Source organism: Pseudoalteromonas sp. XMcav11-Q, assembly GCF_040104525.1.
GTDB lineage: Bacteria > Pseudomonadota > Gammaproteobacteria > Enterobacterales > Alteromonadaceae > Pseudoalteromonas.
In genome coordinates this window covers 53554-76535 of record NZ_JBECOX010000011.1, presented here as the reverse complement: position 1 = coordinate 76535, position 22982 = coordinate 53554, and the positions used below count along the sequence as shown (strand labels likewise).

The window sequence follows — 22982 nt, the reverse complement described above, 5'->3', positions numbered from 1 at the left end:
AAGAAATTGGCAATGCACCCGATACTATGGAATAACTCTCTTTAAGAAGCGTACTATGGCTGGTTTTAAAAAACTTATCGTACTCCAAGTCACCTCTTGGCTATTATTCTCCTTGATTGGTAGCTTTTTTTTCGCAACAAGTTTTGACTCTGCAATCAACAAAGCACAACAAAGTGCCCATACCATGGTGACAGAGTATATAAAGGATAAGAAACTCACTGAAGTTACTCCTGAACATATCCGTCAGGCCTTAAATAGCGGGGATGTTTTCTCAACTTTTATCGTACGAGACTTTGACGGCCAAACTGTTTTGCAAGTCAACACACCAAGCAACCTCCCCTTTATCGCCGAACTCATAGAATCAAATATCAATGCTATTCGCCCCCAATTTGCTGTTAACGATACCAAAGACATCAAAATTGAATTCTTGATCAATGCACAAAGTCAGGCGCAATTACTACAACAAGCCCTACTGCTACTTATCGTTATTTCAGCGCTAGTTGCCTTTATTCCTGTTTTCTTTATGCAAGGCGTCTATAAGAAGCTCAATCGCAACGTCAGTATGACCGTGGCCAGTGCGGTAGATTCATACATCACACAAAACCAAGTTACCGACAATATTGAGTTTGATTTTAATGATGGCAAAGTGGCGGAACTCGGGCATGATTTAGTCCCCTCTTTTAAACGATTAGCTAGCTTTTTAAAGTCAAAGCAAGAAGACATTAAAAATGCCGCTCACACTATCAAGCAAGAAGCGTATAAAGATGTAGTCACCGATCTTGGCAACCGCAATATGTTCGTTGAACATTACGAGCAGTATATCGAGTCATCAGCTAAAAAGGCATTTGGCTCGTTGGCGATGATCCGCTGTTCTGAATTGCAGGTCATTAACCAAACTCGTGGTTATCAAAAAGGTGATGAATACATTAAGTCGGTATCGGATATCATCAAACACGTTACAGGTACTTATGCCGGCAGCCAGGTGTTCCGTTTAAATAGTTCCGATTTTGCAGTGATCTTACCCAATGTGCCAAGTAAAGAAGCGGAAGAGTTTGGTGAAACACTGCAAGCGCGTTTTACTCAGTTCCAGCAAAACCAAGAACTATCATCGGTTGCAAACACTGGGATTGTACCTTACGAGAACGGTAAACCACTTGGAGAGCTACTCTCGGTTGTTGATAATGCCATGAGTATGGCACAAAGCAAGCAAGCCAATGCTTGGCATATTCAGCGTGAATCTGACCTAGTGAATAATGTTAGTGCTGGATTTGGCAACCAAAACTGGCGTCGCGTGATCCGCGATGTGATCAACAGCAAACGTGTTAGCTTGATGATGCAAAATATCATGCCAATTGGTAAAAATTCTAAGGCCTATGCTGAGATCCAGTCTCGCTTCAAAACTGAAGAAGGACAGATGCTACCAACGGCTTCTTTCCTTGCCATGGCGGAAAAGCTGGAAATGGCCATCGAGATTGATCAGCTGATCATCGACACCTCGCTAGAACTTATCAAAACGCGTAACTTTAATGAAAAGTATTTTGGGATCAATGTCACCGCATCGAGCGCTCATAACGATCAATTTGTGATCTGGTTAGAGCGTCGTTTGTTAAAAGAAACCAATCTCGCCTCTAAACTGGTATTTGAAGTTAGCGAGTTTGGCTTACAGCAAAATATTAAAGCCAGTAAGCGCTTTATTGATATGGTGCATCGTGCCGGCGCTCGTATCACCGTTGAGCGTTTTGGTGTGGGTTTAACGTCGTTTAAGTTTTTTAGAGACTTAAAGCCTGACTATATCAAAATGGATGCAAGCTATACTCGTGGTCTTGAAGAAGACAAGAATAATCAATATTTTATGCGCTTAATGGTTGACCTTGCGCACCGTATCGGTGTCAACGTATTTGCCGAAGGTATCGAGAGCCAAGAAGAAAAACACATAGTCGAAACGCTTTGTTTGGACGGTGTACAAGGCTATTACATCGAAAAACCAAAAGAAATCTAAGTAACCTGAGCTTGGATAATTCTCCCCTTATCCAAGTTTAACGAAAGTTCCAAGGGCAACGTATTTGCCCTTCCCTTTCCCGCTGCCATTGCGCTGACTTTCACACACTATCATTTGCCACACCAGTTACAATCTGTGTTACTATTGGCAGGAATTATCATTCAAGTTTGTCCATGGGATCTTAAGAAGTTCACAAAGATAAGCTTGAAGATTATTTCGGCGCTAGCGGTAATCCAATATCTAGCAATAAAATCACTCTATCACTATGATTTTATTGCTAAAGAATCATATATTTAGCCTGATAAGCAAACTCTGAATTAGGATTACTTGCTAATAACTGAATGAAAACTGTCAGCATTACATGACAAGCTACAGCCTCATAAAATGTGAGACGCTAGCTTAAATGATAGCAAGGCACATGTTTTCACTTAAAAAATTCAAAGCGGAACGGTGCTATCGGTTTAATTCTACTAAAAAGTATTTTTAGCAGAATTAAATCCAGTCAAAACTTGCACCTAGTAAGTTCTTTAATACAGTTAACTATCACCTCGATTTGACGGGAAAACCCGCATAAAGTGAATAAGTTATAGAGGCAGGAATGACCGAATACATTTTGTTGCTCATTGGCACCGTGCTGGTGAATAACTTCGTTTTAGTCCAATTTTTGGGCTTATGTCCATTTATGGGGGTATCTGGAAAATTGGATACCGCAGTGGGAATGTCGTTAGCGACCACCTTTGTTCTTACGCTAGCCTCAGTCACCAGCTATTTGGTCAATCAGTATATTTTATTGCCGCTCGATCTCACTTTTTTAAGAACGATGAGCTTTATTTTGGTTATCGCTGTGGTTGTGCAATTTACAGAGATGGTGGTACGTAAAACCAGTCCAACCTTGTATCGGTTACTGGGAATTTTCTTACCTTTGATCACCACCAACTGCGCTGTACTAGGCGTCGCACTACTTAATATCAAAAAAGACCACACCTTTTTAGAGTCTGCAGTCTATGGTTTTGGCGCTGCGGTTGGCTTTTCTATGGTTTTGGTGCTATTCGCCGCTTTGCGTGAGCGTTTGGCTGTCGCTGACGTGCCGACACCCTTTAAAGGCGCATCGATAGCGATGATCACCGCAGGACTTATGTCGCTTGCGTTTATGGGCTTTTCTGGATTGGTTAAGTTTTAGATATGACATTACTTTACGCATTACTTGCACTGGGTGCGCTGGCGCTTATTTTTGGTATTGTGCTTGGCTATGCAGCAGTGAAATACCGAGTTGAAAGCAACCCAATTGTTGAACAAATAGACGCTATTCTGCCACAAACTCAATGCGGCCAGTGTGGCTATCCCGGCTGTCGACCTTACGCTGAAGCGATTGCGAATGGCGATGACGTAAATAAATGCCCTCCCGGCGGTGAAGCTACAGTGAAAAAACTGGCGGACTTAATGGGCGTAGAAGCAAAGCCACTGGCTGGCGGAGAAGACGCAGAGCCGGTCAAGAAAGTGGCTTACATTCGTGAAGACGAATGTATTGGCTGTACCAAATGCATTCAAGCTTGCCCCGTGGATGCTATCGTTGGTGCAACCAGACAAATGCACACCGTGCTCATCGACGAGTGCACAGGCTGCGATCTGTGTGTCGAGCCCTGCCCGGTCGATTGTATTGATATGATCCCGGTTGCACAGACCAAGCAAACGTGGAAGTGGCAGCTAGACGCCATTCCTGTGACACAGATTGATTAAGAGGTTTAAGTGGAAACATTACTTGAACAAATAGAAAGCGGAAAACTGTGGCAGTTCCCAGGTGGCATCCATCCACCAGAGCAAAAGACATTATCCAACCAACAACCGATTGCTCGTTTACCTTTGCCTGATAAACTAATCCTGCCACTAAAGCAGCACATTGGTGCCAATGGTAGCCTGTTAGTTAACTCTGGCGATCACGTCCTTAAGGGTCAAGCATTGACGGCTCCAGGCACGAACTGGTCGCTGCCCATTCACGCCCCCACATCTGGCACCATTGAAGCGATAAAACCGATGCCGTCGGCGCATCCATCCGCGCTACCTGAGCTCAGTATTATTTTGCGCCCAGACGGTGAAGATAAGTGGACACCACTGAACCCAATTAGCGACATTAGCACGCTGGATAACAAACAGCTTATCGATATTATCCACCAAGCTGGTATTGCCGGTATGGGCGGTGCGGGATTCCCAACCTATGTCAAAGCAGACAGCCCAAAGCCCATTGAGTTTTTAGTCGTCAATGGCATTGAGTGCGAACCATATATTACAGCCGATGATCGTTTGATGCGTGAGCACGCCAAAGAAATCATCGCAGGCGTCGAAGTGCTACAAGGTATATTGAAGCCACAAAAAGTGTTGTTTGGCATTGAAGATAATAAACCAGAAGCCATTGTGGCGATCACCGCAGCGGCTCAGCATAATCAGGATATCTTAGTCCGTAGTGTGCCAACCAAATACCCCTCAGGTGGTGAAAAGCAACTGGTCAAGCTATTAACTTCCAAAGAAGTACCAAGTGCTGGAATACCAGCGGATATCGGCGTTCTAGTGCAGAACGTTGGAACACTGTTCGCAATTTGGCAAGCCATTTTTGAGGGTAAACCACTTATTGAGCGTGTAGTTACCGTGACCGGTAATACCATTGGTCAGCCAAGCAACGTGTGGGCTTTACTCGGCACTGAAATAAAGCACCTGCTAGACTCACAAGGCTTTTCACCAGTAGAGGCGCAGCGCGTAGTCATGGGCGGTCCAATGATGGGCTTTACCTTGCCATCGGTTAGGATCCCAGTGGTCAAAACCACCAACTGTATACTCGCGCCAGACAACCAAGAACTTGCGATCCCGGGGGACGAAAAGGCATGCATTCGCTGTAGTGCCTGTGCAGATGCCTGCCCTCAAAGCTTATTACCACAGCAGTTACAATGGTTTGCTAAAGGCAAAGAGTACCAAAAGTTAGAGGAATACAACCTCTTTGACTGTATCGAATGTGGTGCGTGCTCTTATGTTTGTCCAAGCGAAATCCCCTTAGTGCAATACTATCGTGTAGCCAAAGCCGACATTCGCGAACAAAAGCTCGAACAAGTCAAAGCAGAGCGTGCTAAAGAGCGTTTTGAGGCAAGAAAAGAGCGCTTAGAGCGCGAACAAGAAGAACGCCAAAATAAACATAAACGCCGTTCGGCAGGTGCTGCGCCGAGAGCCGCAGATAAAGAAAAAGTGCAAGAAGCACTCTCACGCGTTAAGGATAAGCAGTCAGATAAATCCGCAGTCCAAGCTGCGATTGCACGCGCCAAAGCCAAACGAGGTGAGAACGGCGAATTAGAGCCGGATAACAGCGCCATTGCAGAAGAGCGTGAAAAACGCAAAGCGCAGGCGCGTAAATATAAAGAAGAAAAAACTGATCAGCCTGAAAGCACAGATAAAAAAGACGCAGTAGCCGCCGCCATTGCCCGTGCAAAGGCGAAAAAGGCCGCAGCCCAAGCATCATCTGAGTCTGAGCCAGCAGCAACAGATGATAAAAAGGCAGCCGTAGCTGCTGCAATCGCCCGGGCTAAAGCCAAAAAAGCAGCCGCAGAAGACACAGCTGAGCCTGAAGCCAATGCAGCGCCAAGCGATAAAAAGGCTGCCGTTGCTGCCGCAATTGCCAGAGCTAAGGCCAAGAAAGCTGCTAAAGAGGCGGAAGAAGCTGGCGCAAGCGTGAGCGAACAAGCAGAAGCCGCCCCAACAGAAAGCGCCGAGGAAGATCCACGTAAAGCCGCCGTTGCTGCCGCAATTGCCAGAGCTAAGGCCAAGAAAGCAGCTAAAGAGGCTGAAGAAGCTGGCGAGAGCACAGTCGAACAAGCAGAAGCTGCTCCAACGGAAAGCGCTGAGGAAGATCCACGTAAAGCCGCCGTTGCTGCCGCAATTGCCAGAGCTAAGGCCAAGAAAGCAGCTAAAGAGGCTGAAGAAGCTGGCGAGAGCACAGTCGAACAAGCAGAAGCTGCTCCAACGGAAAGCGCTGAGGAAGATCCACGTAAAGCCGCCGTTGCTGCCGCAATTGCCAGAGCTAAGGCCAAGAAAGCTGCTAAAGAGGCGGAAGAAGCTGGCGCAAGCGTGAGCGAACAAGCAGAAGCCGCTCCAACGGCAAGCGCCGAGGAAGATCCACGCAAAGCTGCCGTTGCCGCCGCAATTGCCAGAGCTAAGGCCAAAAAAGCCGCTAAAGAGGCACAAGAAGCTGGCGAAAGCGTGAGTGAGCAAGGCGAAGAAACAAATGAGCCAACGGCGGGATCAGAAACAGACTCCAGCGGTACAGAGCAAGGTGCTGAGGGCACATCTGAGCAGCAACAAGCCAGCCCTGAAGCACGTAAAAAAGCCGCCGTTAAAGCCGCAATTGCAAGAGCAAAAGCGAAGAAGCAAGCGAAAGAACAAGAAGGAAATGAACCGTCATGAAACTAACCATGGCCTCATCCCCGCACAATCATAGCCATAAGTCGGTCAACAAAATCATGATGACCGTCATGGCAGCCTGTATTCCCGGGATCTTAGTCCAAACCTACTATTTTGGTTTTGGTGTATTGATCCAGTTGGCTTTGGCGCTTATTACCGCAAGCCTTGCTGAAGCGCTAGTGCTAAAGCTAAGAGGTCGAGCGATATGGCACAGCCTCAGCGACGGTAGTGCTTGGCTCACTGCTGTGCTACTGGCCATCAGTATTCCGCCACTAGCCCCTTGGTGGATAACTGTCATTGGCGCATTTTTTGCCATCGCAATTGTAAAACAGCTATACGGTGGCCTAGGCTTTAACCTTTTCAACCCGGCCATGGCGGCCTATGTATTATTGCTGATCTCCTTCCCTGTACAAATGACTTCATGGTCACCTATTCAAGCGCTCACGCTAGAGTCGCTAAGCTTTGTCGACCAACTCGCGATGATCTTTACCGAGTCCACCAGCCAAGGTGTCTCACTTGACGTATGGCGTGCAGGGGTGATTGACGGTGCGACTGGTGCCACGCCATTAGACTCGGTAAAAACCGCAGTCTCGCAAGGCTTAACCGTGAATGAGGCGATGAATAAGCAGGGTTTTGGAGCACTTGCGGGACTTGGTTGGCAATATGTTAACCTGGCCTTTTTGCTAGGTGGTCTTTATCTGCTAAAAGCCAAAGTGATCAACTGGCATATTCCTGTAGCCTTTATTGCCAGTCTTGGCCTTGCTAGCGCAATTGGCTATATCATTGCCCCTGAATCAGAGCCGGGCACCCTATTCCATTTGTTAAGTGGCGGCGCTATGCTTGGTGCCTTTTTTATAGCCACCGATCCGGTGTCGGCCTCTACCACTAACTTAGGTCGCCTGATTTACGGCGCGGCAATCGGCTTAACAGTCTATGTTATTCGTCAATTTGGTGGCTATCCAGACGCCGTTGCATTTGCAGTTGTGATCATGAATATGGCCGTACCACTTATCGATCATTACACTCAGCCTCGTACTTATGGTCATGGAGCAAAATCATGATAATTCAATCGATGCAGAAAAATGGCCTCATCCTCGCGGCATTTGCACTGGCAACAACAGGGGCGGTCGCACTGATTAATGACCTCACCAAAGATAAAATTGCCAGCCAAGAGCAGCAGCACCTGATGCAACTGCTTTCTCAGGTGATTGCAGCAGGTAAGTACGACAATACACTGTATTTGGATTGCACCACCAGCAACGCACTAGAACTCGGCCCTGGCGGCCCGCACACCATTTACAGAGCCAGACTCAATGGCGAACCCTCAGCCCTGTTAGTGAGACACATCACCCCCAAAGGCTACAGTGGCAATATTGATGTCTTAACCGCTATCGATAGACAAGGTCTGATCTCAGGTGTGCGTGTAACGCGCCATGAAGAAACCCCAGGCCTTGGTGATAAGGTCGAGCTGGCAAAATCGGCTTGGGTAACGACTTTCAACGGTGTTCAAGTTGAAGGTGAAGCAGATCCTAAAATGAATGTGAAAAAAGACGGCGGTCAATTTGATTCATTTACTGGCGCAACCATTACCCCACGTGCCGTGGTAACCTCGGTAAATCAGGCCGCATGGTTTGCCAAAACGCATTTTGATGCGCTATTTAACGCGCCTAATACTTGCGAGGTGTCGCAATGAGTCAGTTTAAATCGCTCTTTCAAGAAGGTACATGGCAAAATAACCCTGCACTGGTACAGCTTTTAGGGCTGTGTCCACTCCTTGCAGTAACTTCAACGGTAACCAATGCCTTGGGGCTTGGTATTGCCACATTACTGGTACTGGTTGGTTCTAACTTTACCGTATCGGTGGTGAGAAACTGGGTGCCAAAAGACATTCGTATTCCCGTGTTTGTGATGATCATCGCCGCCTTTGTTACGGTTATTCAACTACTCATGAACGCTTATACCTTTGGTCTGTATCAGTCCCTTGGCATATTTATACCGTTGATCGTGACCAACTGCGCCATTATTGGTCGTGCCGAGGCATTCGCTTCGAAGAATAGTCCGTTGTTATCGGTTTGGGATGGTTTAATGATGGGGCTGGGTTTTGCACTGGTGCTATTTGTACTGGGTGCAATGCGCGAATTGATTGGTCAAGGAACACTATTTGATGGTGCCGAGCTACTCCTTGGCAACTGGGCAAGTGTATTGCGTATTGAGATCTTCTCATTCGATCATCAATTTTTAGTTGCAATCCTGCCACCAGGCGCCTTTTTGGGCCTTGGTTTTTTGATTGCCGCTAAAAACATTATCGACGCTCAGCTCAAAGCCAAAGCAGCGCCAACAGCCGAAGAAGTAAAAGGTCCTAGAGCACGGGTCACTAACTTAAACTAATGCGGTAATAATAATGCCAATTTGCAGCGATACCGTCACTATCGCTGCTTAATGAAAGTAACTGCATGCTACCGTCATCGAATTTAGCAAGTAAATCTTATGAATAAACAAAAACGTATAGAAATACTCACGCGACTTAGGGACGAAAATCCGCACCCTGAAACCGAACTAGAATACTCGTCACCATTCGAGCTTTTAGTTGCCGTTACCCTCTCAGCACAAGCCACTGATGTTGGGGTGAACAAAGCAACGCGCAAACTCTTCCCTGTTGCCAACACACCTGAGAAAATTCTGGAGCTTGGCCTTGAGGGCTTAAGAGACTATATCAAAACCATTGGTTTATTTAATTCAAAAGCCAATAACGTCTATAAAATGTGTCAGATCCTCGTCGACAAACACGGCTCCGAAGTTCCTGAAAACCGTGAAGCGCTAGAGGCACTGCCAGGCGTTGGTCGTAAAACCGCAAACGTAGTTTTAAACTGCGCTTTTGGCTGGCCGACTATTGCTGTAGACACCCATATATTCCGCGTCTCCAATCGCACCAAATTTGCTATGGGTAAAGATGTAGTGGCAGTCGAGCAAAAGCTAGAAAAGGTGGTACCAAAAGAGTTTAAGGTAGATGTCCACCACTGGCTTATTCTCCATGGCCGCTATGTGTGCACCGCGCGTAAACCTAAATGTGGCAGCTGTTTGATTGAAGATTTGTGTGAGTTTAAAGAGAAGACTGATAGCTAATCTTTGTTTTAGCATAAGCACAACTTTTATTTGTAGCAGCTCCTACTTCACGCCACATTCGTATCGACGTGATGGTTAGCCTAAGGCAATACCACTGCTGAATACCCTATTCCATCTGGTCCGTTACCAGTAGGGAGTTCAAATAAGGTTTTGCCAGATACAATATCTATAACAAGGACCTTATTTTTTTGGTAAGCGGATAAAAATAAAGTGCGATCGTCTGGATGGAGGATCACGCCTTTTGGTCCTGTTCCCGGCTCAAACTTTATTTGACGCAGCTTTTCTTTGTGCATTGCATCGATCACATCAAGGGTGTGATTCCAATAGTCTGAGATCACAGCAAACTGCTCATCGCGGGTAAGTAACACACGGTATGGAAAGCTATAGCCTTTCCATTGCTTAATTATACGCTCATTTGCTACATCAAACACGGTAACTAAGCCATCATCGTTGCTACCAACCCAGAGCTCTGAGCCACTTTTATTTATGGTGATAGCCTCTGGTACTTTTGGCATTGAAATTTTGCGAAGTAAGGCACCTGACTTTACATCTAATTCAGACACTGAATCTGCGCGCATATTTGTGGTGTAAACACGCTCGCTAGACGCCGGCAGCGCCACCATATGAGAGCCTCTTTGCTCTGTTGCTATTACTTTATCAATTTTCCCCGACTCTATATCAACGATTACCACACTGTCGGAGCCTTCAGACGATACTGCAACGCGTTTTTGGTCTTTTAAAAACAACACGCCATGTGGCCTTGGATAACGAGAAAAATCAATGGTTTTAACTTTTTTTGCTTGCCGAACGTCAAAAACACTTAGACTATTGCCACGTGCATAATTAGTGACAACAGCCGTATGCCCGTCGGCACTCATTGCTAATTCATGTGGTCCTCTGCCGGTTGCGAGCGTCAGCTTAATTTTTCGGCTACTAAGATCGATGAAATCAACCGAGTCCCCCTTTTTATTTACAACAACCAATGTTCCCGACAAGTTATTTGTATCAGCCCATGAAGGGAAGCTGATTAAACACCCAAATAAGAACACATACACAACATAATTAACCAATCTCATTTTGACTCCTATTGATCTGTTAGCTAGTACTGTTGTTTTTATCACTACTGTATTTATCATTGAAAAGCAATCGTAATACAGCCGTCAAAAACACCCTATCCCAAATTTAACTCAGACACGCCTGATACTCGAAACCTTCCTGTTTCCTATGTTGAATAGCACACTTTCCATCACTCGCAACAACTCCCTCGCCTACATCCGTTTTACAATTTCTAGAGCATTTTCAAAGTATTGATTTCACAAATCACTACGCTTTCTTTATGCTAATGAAAGTCTTTAAATTTTAATGCGAATATCATTATGCTACCTGTCCTTCGTATCTTGTTAATAGAACAAGAGCCAGCCGTATTGCAAGCGCTCTCAAGCAATCTGTCAAAAACGATCCCTAATTTTGAGCGAGAGGATGTTCAAATCGATATTATTGAATGTCTCGAACTTTCAAAAGCCTTGGAGCATGTCACTGAAGATGGTGATATTCAAGCTGTCGTGCTGAGTTGGGATGTGCAACAGAAAAGTGGCGAACAAACCTATAGTCGCTTTATCGAGCAATTAAAAAGTATTCGTCTAGAATTACCGGTTTATGTTATTGGTGATGACACTAAAGGGCTTGAGATAGTCAACGAATCCGAGGAAATCGAGTCTTTCTTCTTTAAAGATGAAGTTATCTCAGATCCTGAAGCCATTTTAGGTTATATGATCAACGACTTTGATGACAGAGCCGAGACGCCATTTTGGACGGCGTATCGCAGTTATGTCGGCGAAGCGAACGACTCTTGGCATACTCCAGGTCACAGCGGCGGTTCAAGCTTTAGAAACTCTCCTTATATCAAAGATTTTTATCAATTCTATGGCCGTAATGTATTTGTCGGAGACTTGTCTGTATCGGTTGATTCGTTAGGTTCACTGTCAGACAGCACCAATACCATTGGCCGCGCTCAGGAATCCGCAGCAGCAACGTTTGAGGTTAAACGCACCTACTTCGTGACCAACGGTTCGTCCACCTCGAATAAAATTATTTTGCAAACCCTACTTCGCAAAGGTGATAAGGTGATCATCGACCGCAACTGTCATAAGTCTGTGCACTATGGCATTTTGCAATCGGCCAGTTTCCCTATCTATTTATCGAGTATCTTAAATCCCAAATATGGCATATTCGCACCGCCTTCACTGGCTGACATCAAGCAAGCGATTGAACAAAATACCGATGCAAAACTACTGGTGCTCACAGGCTGTACCTATGATGGTTTGCTGAGCGATCTGAAACAAGTCGTAGAATTCGCCCATCAGCATGGCATCAAAGTCTTTATTGATGAAGCTTGGTTTGCTTACTCGCTATTTCATCCCAGTTTGCGCCATTATTCCGCCATTCATGCAGGTGCCGATTATGTTACTCATTCGGCGCATAAAGTCGTATCGGCATTTTCGCAGGCGTCTTATATCCATATTAATGACCCTGATTTTGATGCTGATTTCTTCCGTGAGATTTACAGTATCTACGCCAGCACCTCGCCCAAATACCAACTTATAGCGTCTTTGGATGTGTGCCAAAAGCAGTTGGAGATGGAAGGCTATAAATTACTCAATGCACTGCTGAACCATGTTGCAGAATTCAAACAGCAGATGGCCTCGCTCAAACATATAAAAGTGCTTGATAAGCAAGATTTTATGAACATATTCCCACATTTTAGTGGCGATAATATGGGTCATGATCCGCTTAAAATCCTCATCGATATTAGTGAACTGCCATACTCATTAAAGGATATTCATAAGTTTCTGCTAGACGAAATTGGGCTGGAGATTGAGAAATACACGCACAGTACCATCTTAGTCTTACTAACCTTGGGTGGTACACGCTCAAAGATCATTCGTTTATACAATGCCTTAAAAAAGCTCGATGGCGGCAAGGTAAAACTATCGAAGTCAACGCGACGCTCGCGCTTGCCTGAGAATTTACCCGCTATTGACCTTGCTTGTATTCCTAGTGATGCCTTCTACGGTGAACGTGAATCTGTACCTATTAGCAAGAGCAACAACCGTATTTGTGCAGGTTTAGTCACCCCGTATCCTCCGGGTATTCCGCTTTTGGTGCCGGGTCAACATATTACCCAAGAGCATATTGAATATCTCAAGGAACTGGCAGGCCAAGGATTGACCATTCAAGGTAGTTTCGATGGTGAGATCTACGTGCTTAAGGAGCAAGAGGAAAAATAAAGCGAGCCACTATCGTTAGTTGACTCACTGAGCAGCGATGTCATTAGACATTGCTGCACCAGCATTACATAAAAGATTATAAAGAGCTGTTAACTCACTGAGTATAGCCTTAACTGAGAAACAATTTGTTTATCAGGCTAATTACTACTAAGAATTATGATCCACCTGAGAACACATAAAAATTTAAAAATCAAATCGTTACCATCAAGTCCTGTATTATTACCCTTTAGCCTAAATTGACTAGCTCTACCCATCTAATCAATACACGCTGATAGAAAGGCACTATCTTTGGCTCAGCTTAAGATATTCCACTGATGATACAAAGTAATCAACCTGAGTCTTGGATAAGGAATAAGCTAACTTATTGTTTTTAAAGTTCACCTTAATTTCCCCCTTGTCCAGCCAGAGAGTTTTAGTGGTAACACTGCTTCCTGTAGGCAAGGCAAATTTACGCACCAATAGCTGGCATAGGGAGTGAATTCAATGCAGTTAGCGCTAATACTAATCCGATAAATAGTATTCTACGCTCGTGACCACACGTACAATTTTGATCTGCGGTGTATTACTGTCTCTATCGCGAATGCTAAATTGCCCTTGTCTTGCTGATTTTATTTTGCCAAGTACAGAGTCGGAATCTTTAGCAAATTTGACCGCCACTTCTCGTGCTTTTTGTGTGGCTTCTTGCACCATTTCAGGCTTAATATCATTAAGGCCAGTAAACAAATATTCAACTCGATTTTGATAATCATCTTTGGTGATGGCAATACCTTGTTTGGCCAGCTCACTTAACTGCCCTAGCGCTTGCGATACCTTATCTGGATTATTGGAGTACACTGTCACACCAGCTTTTGCCACATACCGAAATCCCTGATTGTTTTGTCCGTACTCTTGGGCGTATTTATCTGTAATAGAAGGCGCTGATATCGAAAGCTCGGAAGCATCAAAGCCATGTAAGGTTAAGAACGCGCGGATAGCTGCGTTTTTCTTTTCAGTGCGCTCAACCAACGCTTCCAGATCGTTATCTGCATCACGATAAAATACAGGCCAAATCACCGTATCTGCCGTTACTTCCTTTTCCGATAACCCCTTTACACTTACCGTTCGCTCCATTCCTTTTACTTCTAGAATGGTCGATTTTACCATCCAGCCACTCACTATCACCGCCAGTGATAGCAAAGCCGCAGGAGCTAAATATTTATTCATAGTAGACATATCTTTGTCCTCAACGTTACGCCTCAGTCATGGTTTTCGTACAATTATTATAGGGATAGATCAAAGTCTACCTTAATTGCACTCGAAAACTGCGAGCAAAATGGTAGAGTGGTGCTTATGAGCTGCGGCTGAACTAGGAAACAGTATGAGCGTAAAGCGTATTAGCCAATTTTTTAACCCCCAATCTATTGCGGTGATTGGTGCTTCTAACAATCCAGATCGCGCCGGCTTTATTGTAATGCGTAACTTGCTGCAAGGCGGCTTTAAAGGGCCCATTATGCCCGTCAGCCCAAAACATACCGCAGTGCATGGAGTACTTGCTTACAATACTATTAGACAGTTACCCAAAGTCCCTGATCTCGCTGTTATTTGTACCAACAAACAAACCCTAGTGCAAATCATCAATGAGCTTGGCGAAATTGGTTGTCAGCATGCAATCATCATCGCAGCAGGTCTCGATAATCAGCATAAACAACTATTAAAAGAAGCCGCCAAAATAGCCAAAGTCACCTTGCTTGGTCCTAATTGCCTCGGTTTACTCATTCCTCACTTGGGTATTAATGCTAGTTTTTCTCATACGGTTGCAGCACCCGGTAAGCTTGCTTTTATTTCACAATCGGCGGCGGTATGTTCAACCATACTGGACTGGGCACAACATAAAAAAATCGGCTTTTCTTACTTTGTTTCCGTTGGGGATTGCCTTGATATCGATTTCGACGAACTACTCGATTTCCTCGGACGGGATCCAAAAACCCAAGCTATTTTGCTTTATATTGATAATATCGACGATGTTAGGCGCTTTATTTCCGCAGCTCGAGCCGCTGCATTTAGTAAGCCCGTCATCGCCATAAAAACCGGTAAAACCAAGGCTGGCGCAATCGCTGCGCTGAATCACACCGGCGGCAATACCTCCGATGACGCAGTTTATGATGCCATGTTCCAACGTGCAGGTATGCTGAGGGTAAACGATCTTAGGGAGCTATTTGCTGCCACTCAAACCCTTGCTTTACACCCCAAATTGCTGCAAGTAGAACAGCTGACCATTTTAACCAATGGTGGCGGCCCTGGCATTATGGCGGTCGATACCTTACTACAGAACTCAGGCAAACTGGCGGTACTAAGCGAGCAGACCAAGCAAGCGCTCAGCGCCCTGATCCCACAAACGGATCATGCTTGTAACCCTATAGATATTTTTGGTGATTCCTCGCCAAAACGTTACCAACAAGCACTAGAAGTTCTGTTAAAAGCTGACGAAGTCAAAAACTTATTGATAATTCATACTCCTTCAGCGCTTGCGCCAAGTACCGCTTATGCCGAGATCATTGCACAAACCCTAGCCAAAATTCCAAAAATGGCGCGCCCTTATGTGATGACGAATTTTATGGGTGAAGAAGCGGCCTACGCTGCAAGGCTTGTATGCGCAAATGCTAAGATCCCAACTTATCGTACACCCGAAGGTGCAGTTGGTGCCTTTATGCACTTGGTGAGCTACCGCCGAAACCAAAAACATCTCACACAGACACCAGAATCCTACAGTGATGAAGACCAGCTGCAACACCTGCAAAGCAAACGTTTAATCAATGACTTTTTAAACTCTGGCGCCAATAAACTCGCGACCCATTTAGCTTCTCAAGTGCTGGCTAATTACGATATAGAATGTATAGAGACGCAAATCGCACTCACCCCCTCAGAAGCAAAAGAGCAAGCTCAGCAGCTTGGCTTTCCCGTTGCACTTAAGCTGATAAGTCATGACATCCCCTCTAAGTCGGAAGTGGGTGGGGTTGTGCTCAACCTCAATGATGCCGAAGAAGTAGAGCAAACCGCATTTTCGATGTTACTACGGATCCGCGAGGCTGCCCCCGAAGCTGAAATAGAAGGCTTCTCTTTACAACGCATGGCAAAACGCGCAGGAGGACAAGAATTACGGATAGCAGTAAAAACCGAACCTGGTGTTGGCCCTGTTATTTTACTGGGTGAAGCGGGCACCGGGCTTAATTTCTCGCAAGCTGCGGTGGCATTACCGCCACTGAATATGAACCTTGCAAAGTACCTGATTGCAGCCGCCCATGACAAAGGCTTTATCAAGGAGCGAGCACTGCCTGAAAAGGTCGATAAATACCGTCTGTGCGCCCTACTCACTCGTGTCTCTCAAATGGTAGTCGACCAACCCGATATTATTGATATGGAACTCAACCCTATTCTGGCCTGTTCGGGTCAGTTCCAAGTGCTCGACGCCAGTATTACGCTAAGACGATACGAGCCAGTATCAGGCCGTAAACGCTTGGCCATCCGGCCTTACCCCCGAGAGTTGGTAAAAACCGTGACATTAAAAGATGGCCGCCCTGCAACCTTGAGACCTATTCGTCCTGAGGATGAAAGAGCGCACCAAGAATTTGACCAGTCTTTAAGTAAAGAAGATAGATACCGCCGCTTTTTTGGCGAGCTGCCGCAATTTAATCATGAGCAACTCGCCAAAATGACGCAAATTGACTACGACCGAGAAATGGCGTTTATCGTCACTGTGCCGAATAAATCTAGCTACCAAACGCTTGGGGTATCACGCGTATTGATGGACCCAGATAACCAAGTGGCTGAATTTGCCGTAGTGGTACGCTCAGACTGCCAAGGACTTGGGCTTGGACGAATACTCATGGAAGCTGCTATAAAACACTGTCGTAAACAAAACGTACAAAGTATAGAAGGGATCACTCTGCCAGAAAATAGCGGTATGATAGGTCTTGCCAAAAAGCTCGGATTCACCGTATCTCGAGATTTTGAGGAAGGCACCATTCAGATGGTGTTACACTTAAACTAAACACAAAAAAGATAAGGGATGCTGGCAACTTGATGCAACTTCACATCAGAGAAAAAACGGCTGCGGTGCTCGAGGCTACAGGGCAATACCGCCGACTCGGGCGGGCAGTTGATATCTTCCTCATCACCCTGATTTTAACCAATGTCGTTGCCATCGTGTTGGAATCTGAGCGCGACTTAGCAACTGTGTACCATCACTACTTTCTCACCCTAGAGTTAGTCAGTGTGACCATCTTCGCCATTGAATACTTACTGAGATTTTGGTGCTGTGTCGATAAGCTTGATTACCGCCATTTGGATATACCAAATTGGAAAAAGCGCCTAAAGTATCTGATATCACCGCTGGCGGTGATTGATCTCATCGCTATTTTGCCAACCATATTAATGGCCTTTATCACCTTTGATCTGCGTTTTTTACGTGTTATTCGATTACTCAGGATCTTTAAGCTGACGCGCTACTCTCGGGCCATGCAGTTGCTACTCGCAGCATTTAAAGAAGAATCGAGTTCATTACTTGCCGCCTTTTTTATCATGAGCGTTGTGCTAATCATGGCCTCTTGCGGAATTTATCTTATTGAACACGATGTGCAACCGGATAAATTTGGCTCCATTCCTAAAGCGATGTGGTGGGCGATGGCTACTCTAACCACCGTGGGTTATGGCGATGTTGTGCCTATCACCCCGCTTGGACAATTTTTTGGTGGCCTTATCACTTTACTCAGTATGGGCATGGTCGCGATCCCCACCGGCCTCTTGGCCTCAAGCTTTGCGGACCAAATGCGCAAACGTCGAGATGCATTCAATGAGGCGGTATTGCATGCGTTAGTCGATGGTGATGTCGACAAAAGTGAACAAGCCCATTTAGAAGCTCTTCGTATAGAGCTTGGCTTAAGTCAATTGGAAGCAAACCAAGCAATTAAACTAATGAGTAGTCAACGCGTCCATCATATGTACTGTCGTCACTGTGGTAAAAAGCTGTAGCCAAAGAGACTACAGCTAAATTTCAGAGAGTAGCTGCGCGACTTGTTCGCCACTAATCGCCGAGCTGAAACGGTAACCTTGATAATAATCAACTTGCTCTGCTTTGATGCGTTGATACTGTAGATCGTTTTCCACCCCTTCTGCGACACATTTTAATCCCAATCCATGCGCTAAATTTACACATGAGCGAATAATTAAATAGCTTTCAGGATCCTCAGCAATTTGCTGTACAAAGCTTTTATCTATCTTGATGACATCAATAGGCAATTGTTGCAGATAGGTCAAAGAGGCATACCCCGTCCCAAAGTCATCCATATAGATACGACAGCCCAGTGCTTTTATTTCTTTCATCACTTTCACCGCGCTCTCAACGTTAGAAAGCAGAGCTGTTTCTGTTATCTCAAAGGCCACAGAATGACCCGACACTTTACTGCGGCACAGTGCTTGTTGAATATCCTCGACTAAGCTTGAGGATTCAAAATCAATGGCCGAGAGATTAATGGATATATATAGGTCTTGCTTCATGGTTTGCCAGTGTCTCAATTCAACTAATGCCCGAGAAAGGGTTTGTAAGGTAAGCTCGGTAACGACACCGGCATGTTCAGCAGCAAGCGCATACTCCTGCGCACAAAACTCGCTATTTTCAGGCCAGCGTAATAGCGCTTCAAAGCCAAGCAGAGTATCGCTTTCTACATCGACAATAGGCTGATAATGATTACTAAATTCACCATTTTTTAAGGCCCTCATAAGTGCTTGCTCGACTTCTCGTGAACGCCTAACCTTGCCATTCATTTCTTCGCGAAAAAACTGATAACTGGAAATTTGCTGTACATTAACATGCTCAAGCGCAGCCTTTGCTGCTTGGTTTAACTCAAAAGCGTCTGACGCATCGTCGGGATACATTGCAATACCAATGGCAGGTTGCATAAGTACGGTATGCCCTGCGGCTTCAATTGGAGTACTAAATGAGTGAACCAAACACTCAACATACTGATGAACCTGTTCAGGGTTGTCGAGGTGCTCCATCAACACATAAAACGACTTATCATGTCCCGTCGCTAAGCTATCTAACTCACGGAAGCAGCAGCGTAGCTTTGTTGCAAGCAGAGGAAGCAACTCAGCAACAAAGTCTGCACCATAGATATCGTATAGGTTCTGCAAACGGTTAAACTTTATGACCAAAAGTGCGAAATGTGTATGTTGCGAATGCACGATTGCGTGCTGCACTCTATCCATCAATAACGCTTTATTTGGTAACTTAGTTTGTAAATCATAGTTAGCAAGCTGGTATAGCTCTTTTTCTGTGCGCTTTTGCTGGCTAATATCGGTAAGCACCACCACATAACTGTATAGTTCACCATCGCTATTCGCCACGGCACTAATTTTTATAAGTACGTCTCTTTCGTCACCATTGGGCAAACTCACCACTTCCTCAGAGCTTAAATGCTGATGCACAGCTAGCGCCAACGTCTGGCGTAGATACATCATACGTTTTTGTCTCGACATCCCAAGCTTCACCGCTGTGCTTGATGATGGGATAGAGTCAAGGTTAAAGGCATTTTGCATCGCCCGATTACAAGCCTGAATACGCAGTCTTTTGTCTAAGATCATTACCCAGTCACGGGTCTGCTCAAACGCCGCCCCAAATAATGCGGCTCGCTCTTCAAATAAACGCTCACGCGTTAAGTTGGTATAGGTGCCTGCCACCTGAGTTGGATTACCTTCATCCCACTCAAGTACCTTGCCAAAGTCCTTATACCAACGCCACTGACCTTTGCTGTCTTTTAATCGATAAGTACAGTCGATAAAGCCTTTGTTCGTTGTGACGAACTCAAGCCACTGTAAGCGAAACATGGCTCTATCCGAGGGATGTATCTTTTGCAGATAATCATCCAAGCCGACACTCTCAAGCTCGTAATCGAGCTCCGTAACTAATCGAGGCTGATAGATTAAGGTACTACCCGCATGCCACTCCCATACGCCGGAGTTACTTCCCTCTAGCGCCATTTTCAACCTAGCTTCGCGGTCTTGTGTTTCCTTATGAGCGGCAAGAATAAGTTGCTCAACGCGATACTTTCGATAGCTCCAAAGAGACAGTAGTAAGAGCGTAAGAAAAACATATCCGGCAATCGCAACAGGTGAGCGCCACGCGGGGTAATTTACATTAATGGTTAATTTTGCAGGCGGTGTATAATCTCCCGTTAACGGATCTTTAGCCCAAACTTTTAACGCATATTCACCGGGATTAAGTTTAGGAAATACCACGCGATTTTGATTACGACTCAGGATCTTCTGACCACCAGATATTTGATACTCATAAATAATCCGATCCTGATAACTAAATGCCATTGCAGAGAATGACACTTCGAGTCCAATGTCATCATGCTCAAGCTCGATGTGATCAAATTGCTTTAATCCGGCTTTTTGATTTGGGCGAGAAATTAAATCCACGCTGGTGATATTGACATGATCAAGTAATGGCTTTTTAGGTCTGTTGTCATCGGGAGAAAACACCACAAACCCTTTCAACATACCATAGGCTATGCGACCGTCTTCCAACATCACCGACGCGCCACCGTTAAACTCATTAGAAAGTATGCCATCTTCGGTCGTGAATTGTTGTAAATGCAAATTATCTGGGTCTAGACGCCAAATACCTTTGTGAGATGACATCCAAATCATACCTTCCTTGTCTTGGCGCATTTCATACATCAAAGTATCTATTTTGTGGGCTTTTAAATCGATGTTATAAATTGGCTCGTAACCATCTAACGTCAGACCAATCAAACCAAAGGATGATAGCGACAACCACAAGATATTATTTTTATCTATGGTGTAGGTAGTGATATCGACCGCTAAATGCTTATTTGCTTTCGGCGCTTTATAGATCTCAGTTAGCGTTTCCAACTGCGGATCATATTGCAGCAATACGCCAGCATAGTAGTAAAGGGGTTTAAGCGGTTCGTTTGGAAGTGGTGGGTAGAAGCCATAAGTAAGAAACGGATCGACATTTTCAAATGACTTCGTCAGGTGTGTCAGCTCTGCTGTATTAATATCGTAAACGAACATCCCAACGTCACTATTGACGAAATAAAACTTACCATCAGATAACAACTCCCCACCTTTCACAAAGGATGTCAATATCTCTTTATCTTCTGGATTGTTAGCCTTGGGCCTTGTTACTTCGTGAGTAATAGGGTCAAAGACAAACAGTCCTTTTACCGTCGTGAGCCAAAGCTTATTTTTATACTCCGCAATCTTCCAGATAATAAACTCTGAGAGAATTTCGTCACCCAAGTAACCCTTTAGAAACTGTTTAGTCTCTCTGGTTTTTGGATTGTATCGTGTTAGGCCGTCATTCGTTGCCAGCCACAAAAATTGATTAGATTCATGCATCGCCCAGACATTACTGTGAGAAAAACCTTCACCTTCAACGGTAAGATCACTAACATTATCAAACGCCAGCGTACTGTCTGGTAAGTAAAATGCACCGTCTTCTTTTGTGGCGACCCAAAGGCCACCATAGTTGTCTTTAACAATATCGATAATACTGGTATTTGACGGCAAAAATACGCTTGAAGACAAACGCCTATCTCGAACCGTATTACCATCTTCAATCGTGTAATAAACAAGACCTTTGTCAGTACCAAGCAGCAAGGTATGTTCATCATGCCTGAGCATTTTCCATATGTTTAGTTCGGGAAGCAGCGTTTTAAACTGTACCTCTGCGTCAAAATCTTTTAGTAGTTGAGAAATATCTAGCTCATACATCCCCTGAACCGCACCCACGAGCAAGGTATCCTGGTCTAAAATAAATAGTGATTTAGTATTTGTTTGATAAGGATGTTCAATGGGAGCAAGGTGATCGAGGGTTCTTAATTTTTTCGTTGTTAAATGATATGCAAACAAGCGCTCTGAAGTGGCGATAAACAAGATGTCTTGATGTTGATAAACAGCGCGTATAAAACCACTTTCTTCATCTAACGGTAAAGTCACCTCACTCTTGAGCTTACCTGAGTGGATATTGAGGGTCGCAACATCATTGGTACGCACAACCCACATATGATCATCATCTTTGGTCAAAACAATATTAACCAAATTAGAATAAAACTCGTCCTCTGTAGACGGTGGTTCTATATATTTTCTATACTCATCTTTCATCGGATCGTATCGCAGTAACCCTGCAATACCCGTCGTGATCCAAATCCCACCAAGGTTGTCCTGATAGATATAATTTACCTGCACTTTATCAAGTACGCCATCGGGTCCATTTACATCCAATACCTGATAGCCATCGTAACGGTTAAGCCCACCTTCAGTGGAAAGCCATAGATACCCTTGCTCGTCGATAAGCAGTGTATTGACGTAACTTTGTGATAACCCTTCAGCAGGTGAAAGTCGTGAAATTTGCGCGGCATTTACCAATGCAGTAAATAGGCAAATGCAAAATATAAAACACAGGCGAAACATAAAAGGCCGAGATTGTTAATTAGACGTAATACATTGCCACGAGTTGACGGTTTTGTCCAAGATAACTAGATAAGCGAGAAGCGAGAAGCGAGTTCAGACGGTAATTGGCATGAGTTATTTTGAAACCCAAGTGCGGTATAAAAATGACAGAGGTGGCGATATGCAAAGGTATAAACTGTTTGCCCAGGGTTTACACTGAGAAAATGATAAACAGCTGATTCAATTAATTTTTTTGCAACACCTTTGCGTCTAAACTGCGGTGCAACATAAACGCCTACAAGTAACCAATAGCCATCTACAGGCTGTAAACGACAAGCCGCTATAATTTTACTATTATCTTTAACTACCCAAACGTTGTCGTGTTTTGCAGCTCGTCCTCGTGCTTTTTGAGCATCATAAAACTTATTAACGAGCGGTGTCATTATCGCTGGGAGTAGTTCAATCGAATACATCAAGCAAGCATCAGGCTCAAGTAAAATTCAAACTTTTGCTTCAACGTATCCTGTTCAGAGAGTGGCCTTTGATTGATCGCATCATAGATTGCTTCTCTACTTTTTTTGCCTCGTTTTATTTGGTACGCCCAAAACGATGCTTCATACTCAAGTTGAATTTGGTATTTTTCTTGTCTAGGTAGCAAACATAGGTTGTGGCTCATTACA

Annotated in this window: 16 protein-coding genes; 11 read left to right on the top strand and 5 right to left on the bottom strand. The window is 44.7% G+C overall.

Annotated features, from left to right (window positions below):
* The first annotated feature begins 55 nt into the window (after nucleotides 1-55).
* The 8 genes from ABMY45_RS17010 (at nucleotide 56) to nth (ending at nucleotide 9559) form a co-directional block, all read left to right on the top strand.
* A complete protein-coding gene (locus ABMY45_RS17010; protein WP_102056243.1) occupies nucleotides 56-1999 on the top strand; it encodes a GGDEF domain-containing protein in 1944 nt (647 codons plus the stop codon).
* A gap of 598 nt (nucleotides 2000-2597) precedes the next feature.
* A complete protein-coding gene (rsxA, locus tag ABMY45_RS17005) occupies nucleotides 2598-3179 on the top strand; it encodes an electron transport complex subunit RsxA (protein ID WP_010370383.1) in 582 nt (193 codons plus the stop codon).
* 2 nt (nucleotides 3180-3181) lie between these two features.
* Complete coding sequence (rsxB, locus tag ABMY45_RS17000; RefSeq protein ID WP_010370380.1) at nucleotides 3182-3736, top strand: electron transport complex subunit RsxB; 555 nt, start codon at nucleotides 3182-3184, stop codon at nucleotides 3734-3736.
* A 9-nt stretch (nucleotides 3737-3745) separates the two neighbouring features.
* Nucleotides 3746-6439, top strand: coding sequence for an electron transport complex subunit RsxC (gene rsxC, locus ABMY45_RS16995; protein WP_349289226.1), 2694 nt, complete (start codon nucleotides 3746-3748; stop codon nucleotides 6437-6439).
* Complete coding sequence (rsxD, locus tag ABMY45_RS16990) at nucleotides 6436-7497, top strand: electron transport complex subunit RsxD (protein ID WP_010607374.1); 1062 nt, start codon at nucleotides 6436-6438, stop codon at nucleotides 7495-7497. The genes rsxC and rsxD overlap by 4 nt, the downstream gene beginning before the upstream one ends.
* Nucleotides 7494-8129 (top strand): electron transport complex subunit RsxG, encoded by a 636-nt coding sequence (gene rsxG, locus ABMY45_RS16985; protein ID WP_174170853.1) that lies wholly within the window; start codon nucleotides 7494-7496, stop codon nucleotides 8127-8129. The genes rsxD and rsxG overlap by 4 nt, the downstream gene beginning before the upstream one ends.
* On the top strand, nucleotides 8126-8824 hold the full coding sequence (locus ABMY45_RS16980) for an electron transport complex subunit E (protein WP_174170854.1): 699 nt from the start codon (nucleotides 8126-8128) through the stop codon (nucleotides 8822-8824). Before rsxG ends, ABMY45_RS16980 begins: the two co-directional genes overlap by 4 nt.
* A gap of 99 nt (nucleotides 8825-8923) precedes the next feature.
* On the top strand, nucleotides 8924-9559 hold the full coding sequence (gene nth / locus ABMY45_RS16975) for an endonuclease III (protein WP_039491909.1): 636 nt from the start codon (nucleotides 8924-8926) through the stop codon (nucleotides 9557-9559).
* Between the two features lie 80 nt (nucleotides 9560-9639).
* Here the strand turns inward: nth and ABMY45_RS16970 are convergent, their stop codons facing one another.
* Nucleotides 9640-10635, bottom strand: a complete 996-nt coding sequence (locus ABMY45_RS16970; RefSeq protein ID WP_349289225.1) for a YncE family protein — start codon at nucleotides 10633-10635, stop codon at nucleotides 9640-9642.
* Nucleotides 10636-10935: 300 nt separating this feature from the next.
* Between ABMY45_RS16970 and ABMY45_RS16965 the strand changes: the two genes are divergently transcribed.
* Complete coding sequence (locus ABMY45_RS16965) at nucleotides 10936-12846, top strand: aminotransferase class V-fold PLP-dependent enzyme (RefSeq protein ID WP_010607380.1); 1911 nt, start codon at nucleotides 10936-10938, stop codon at nucleotides 12844-12846.
* Nucleotides 12847-13347: 501 nt separating this feature from the next.
* On the opposite strand, the gene ABMY45_RS16960 is transcribed toward ABMY45_RS16965, so the two are convergent.
* Entirely contained in the window at nucleotides 13348-14058 is a 711-nt protein-coding gene (locus ABMY45_RS16960) for an SIMPL domain-containing protein (RefSeq protein WP_349289224.1), read from the bottom strand.
* A 145-nt stretch (nucleotides 14059-14203) separates the two neighbouring features.
* On the opposite strand from ABMY45_RS16960, the gene ABMY45_RS16955 reads away from it, so the two are divergent.
* Nucleotides 14204-16873, top strand: a complete 2670-nt coding sequence (locus tag ABMY45_RS16955; RefSeq protein WP_010607382.1) for a bifunctional acetate--CoA ligase family protein/GNAT family N-acetyltransferase — start codon at nucleotides 14204-14206, stop codon at nucleotides 16871-16873.
* Between the two features lie 32 nt (nucleotides 16874-16905).
* Nucleotides 16906-17853 (top strand): ion transporter, encoded by a 948-nt coding sequence (locus ABMY45_RS16950; protein WP_102056235.1) that lies wholly within the window; start codon nucleotides 16906-16908, stop codon nucleotides 17851-17853.
* 15 nt (nucleotides 17854-17868) lie between these two features.
* On the opposite strand, the gene ABMY45_RS16945 is transcribed toward ABMY45_RS16950, so the two are convergent.
* The 3 genes from ABMY45_RS16945 to ABMY45_RS16935 form a co-directional block, all read right to left on the bottom strand.
* Complete coding sequence (locus tag ABMY45_RS16945) at nucleotides 17869-22323, bottom strand: EAL domain-containing protein (protein ID WP_349289223.1); 4455 nt, start codon at nucleotides 22321-22323, stop codon at nucleotides 17869-17871.
* Between the two features lie 65 nt (nucleotides 22324-22388).
* The gene (locus ABMY45_RS16940; protein WP_349289222.1) at nucleotides 22389-22775 is read right to left on the bottom strand and encodes a GNAT family N-acetyltransferase; all 387 of its coding nucleotides are present in this window, start codon (nucleotides 22773-22775) and stop codon (nucleotides 22389-22391) included.
* Nucleotides 22775-22978, bottom strand: a complete 204-nt coding sequence (locus ABMY45_RS16935) for a DUF3283 family protein (RefSeq protein ID WP_010607386.1) — start codon at nucleotides 22976-22978, stop codon at nucleotides 22775-22777. Before ABMY45_RS16935 ends, ABMY45_RS16940 begins: the two co-directional genes overlap by 1 nt.
* Between the last annotated feature and the right edge of the window lie 4 nt (nucleotides 22979-22982).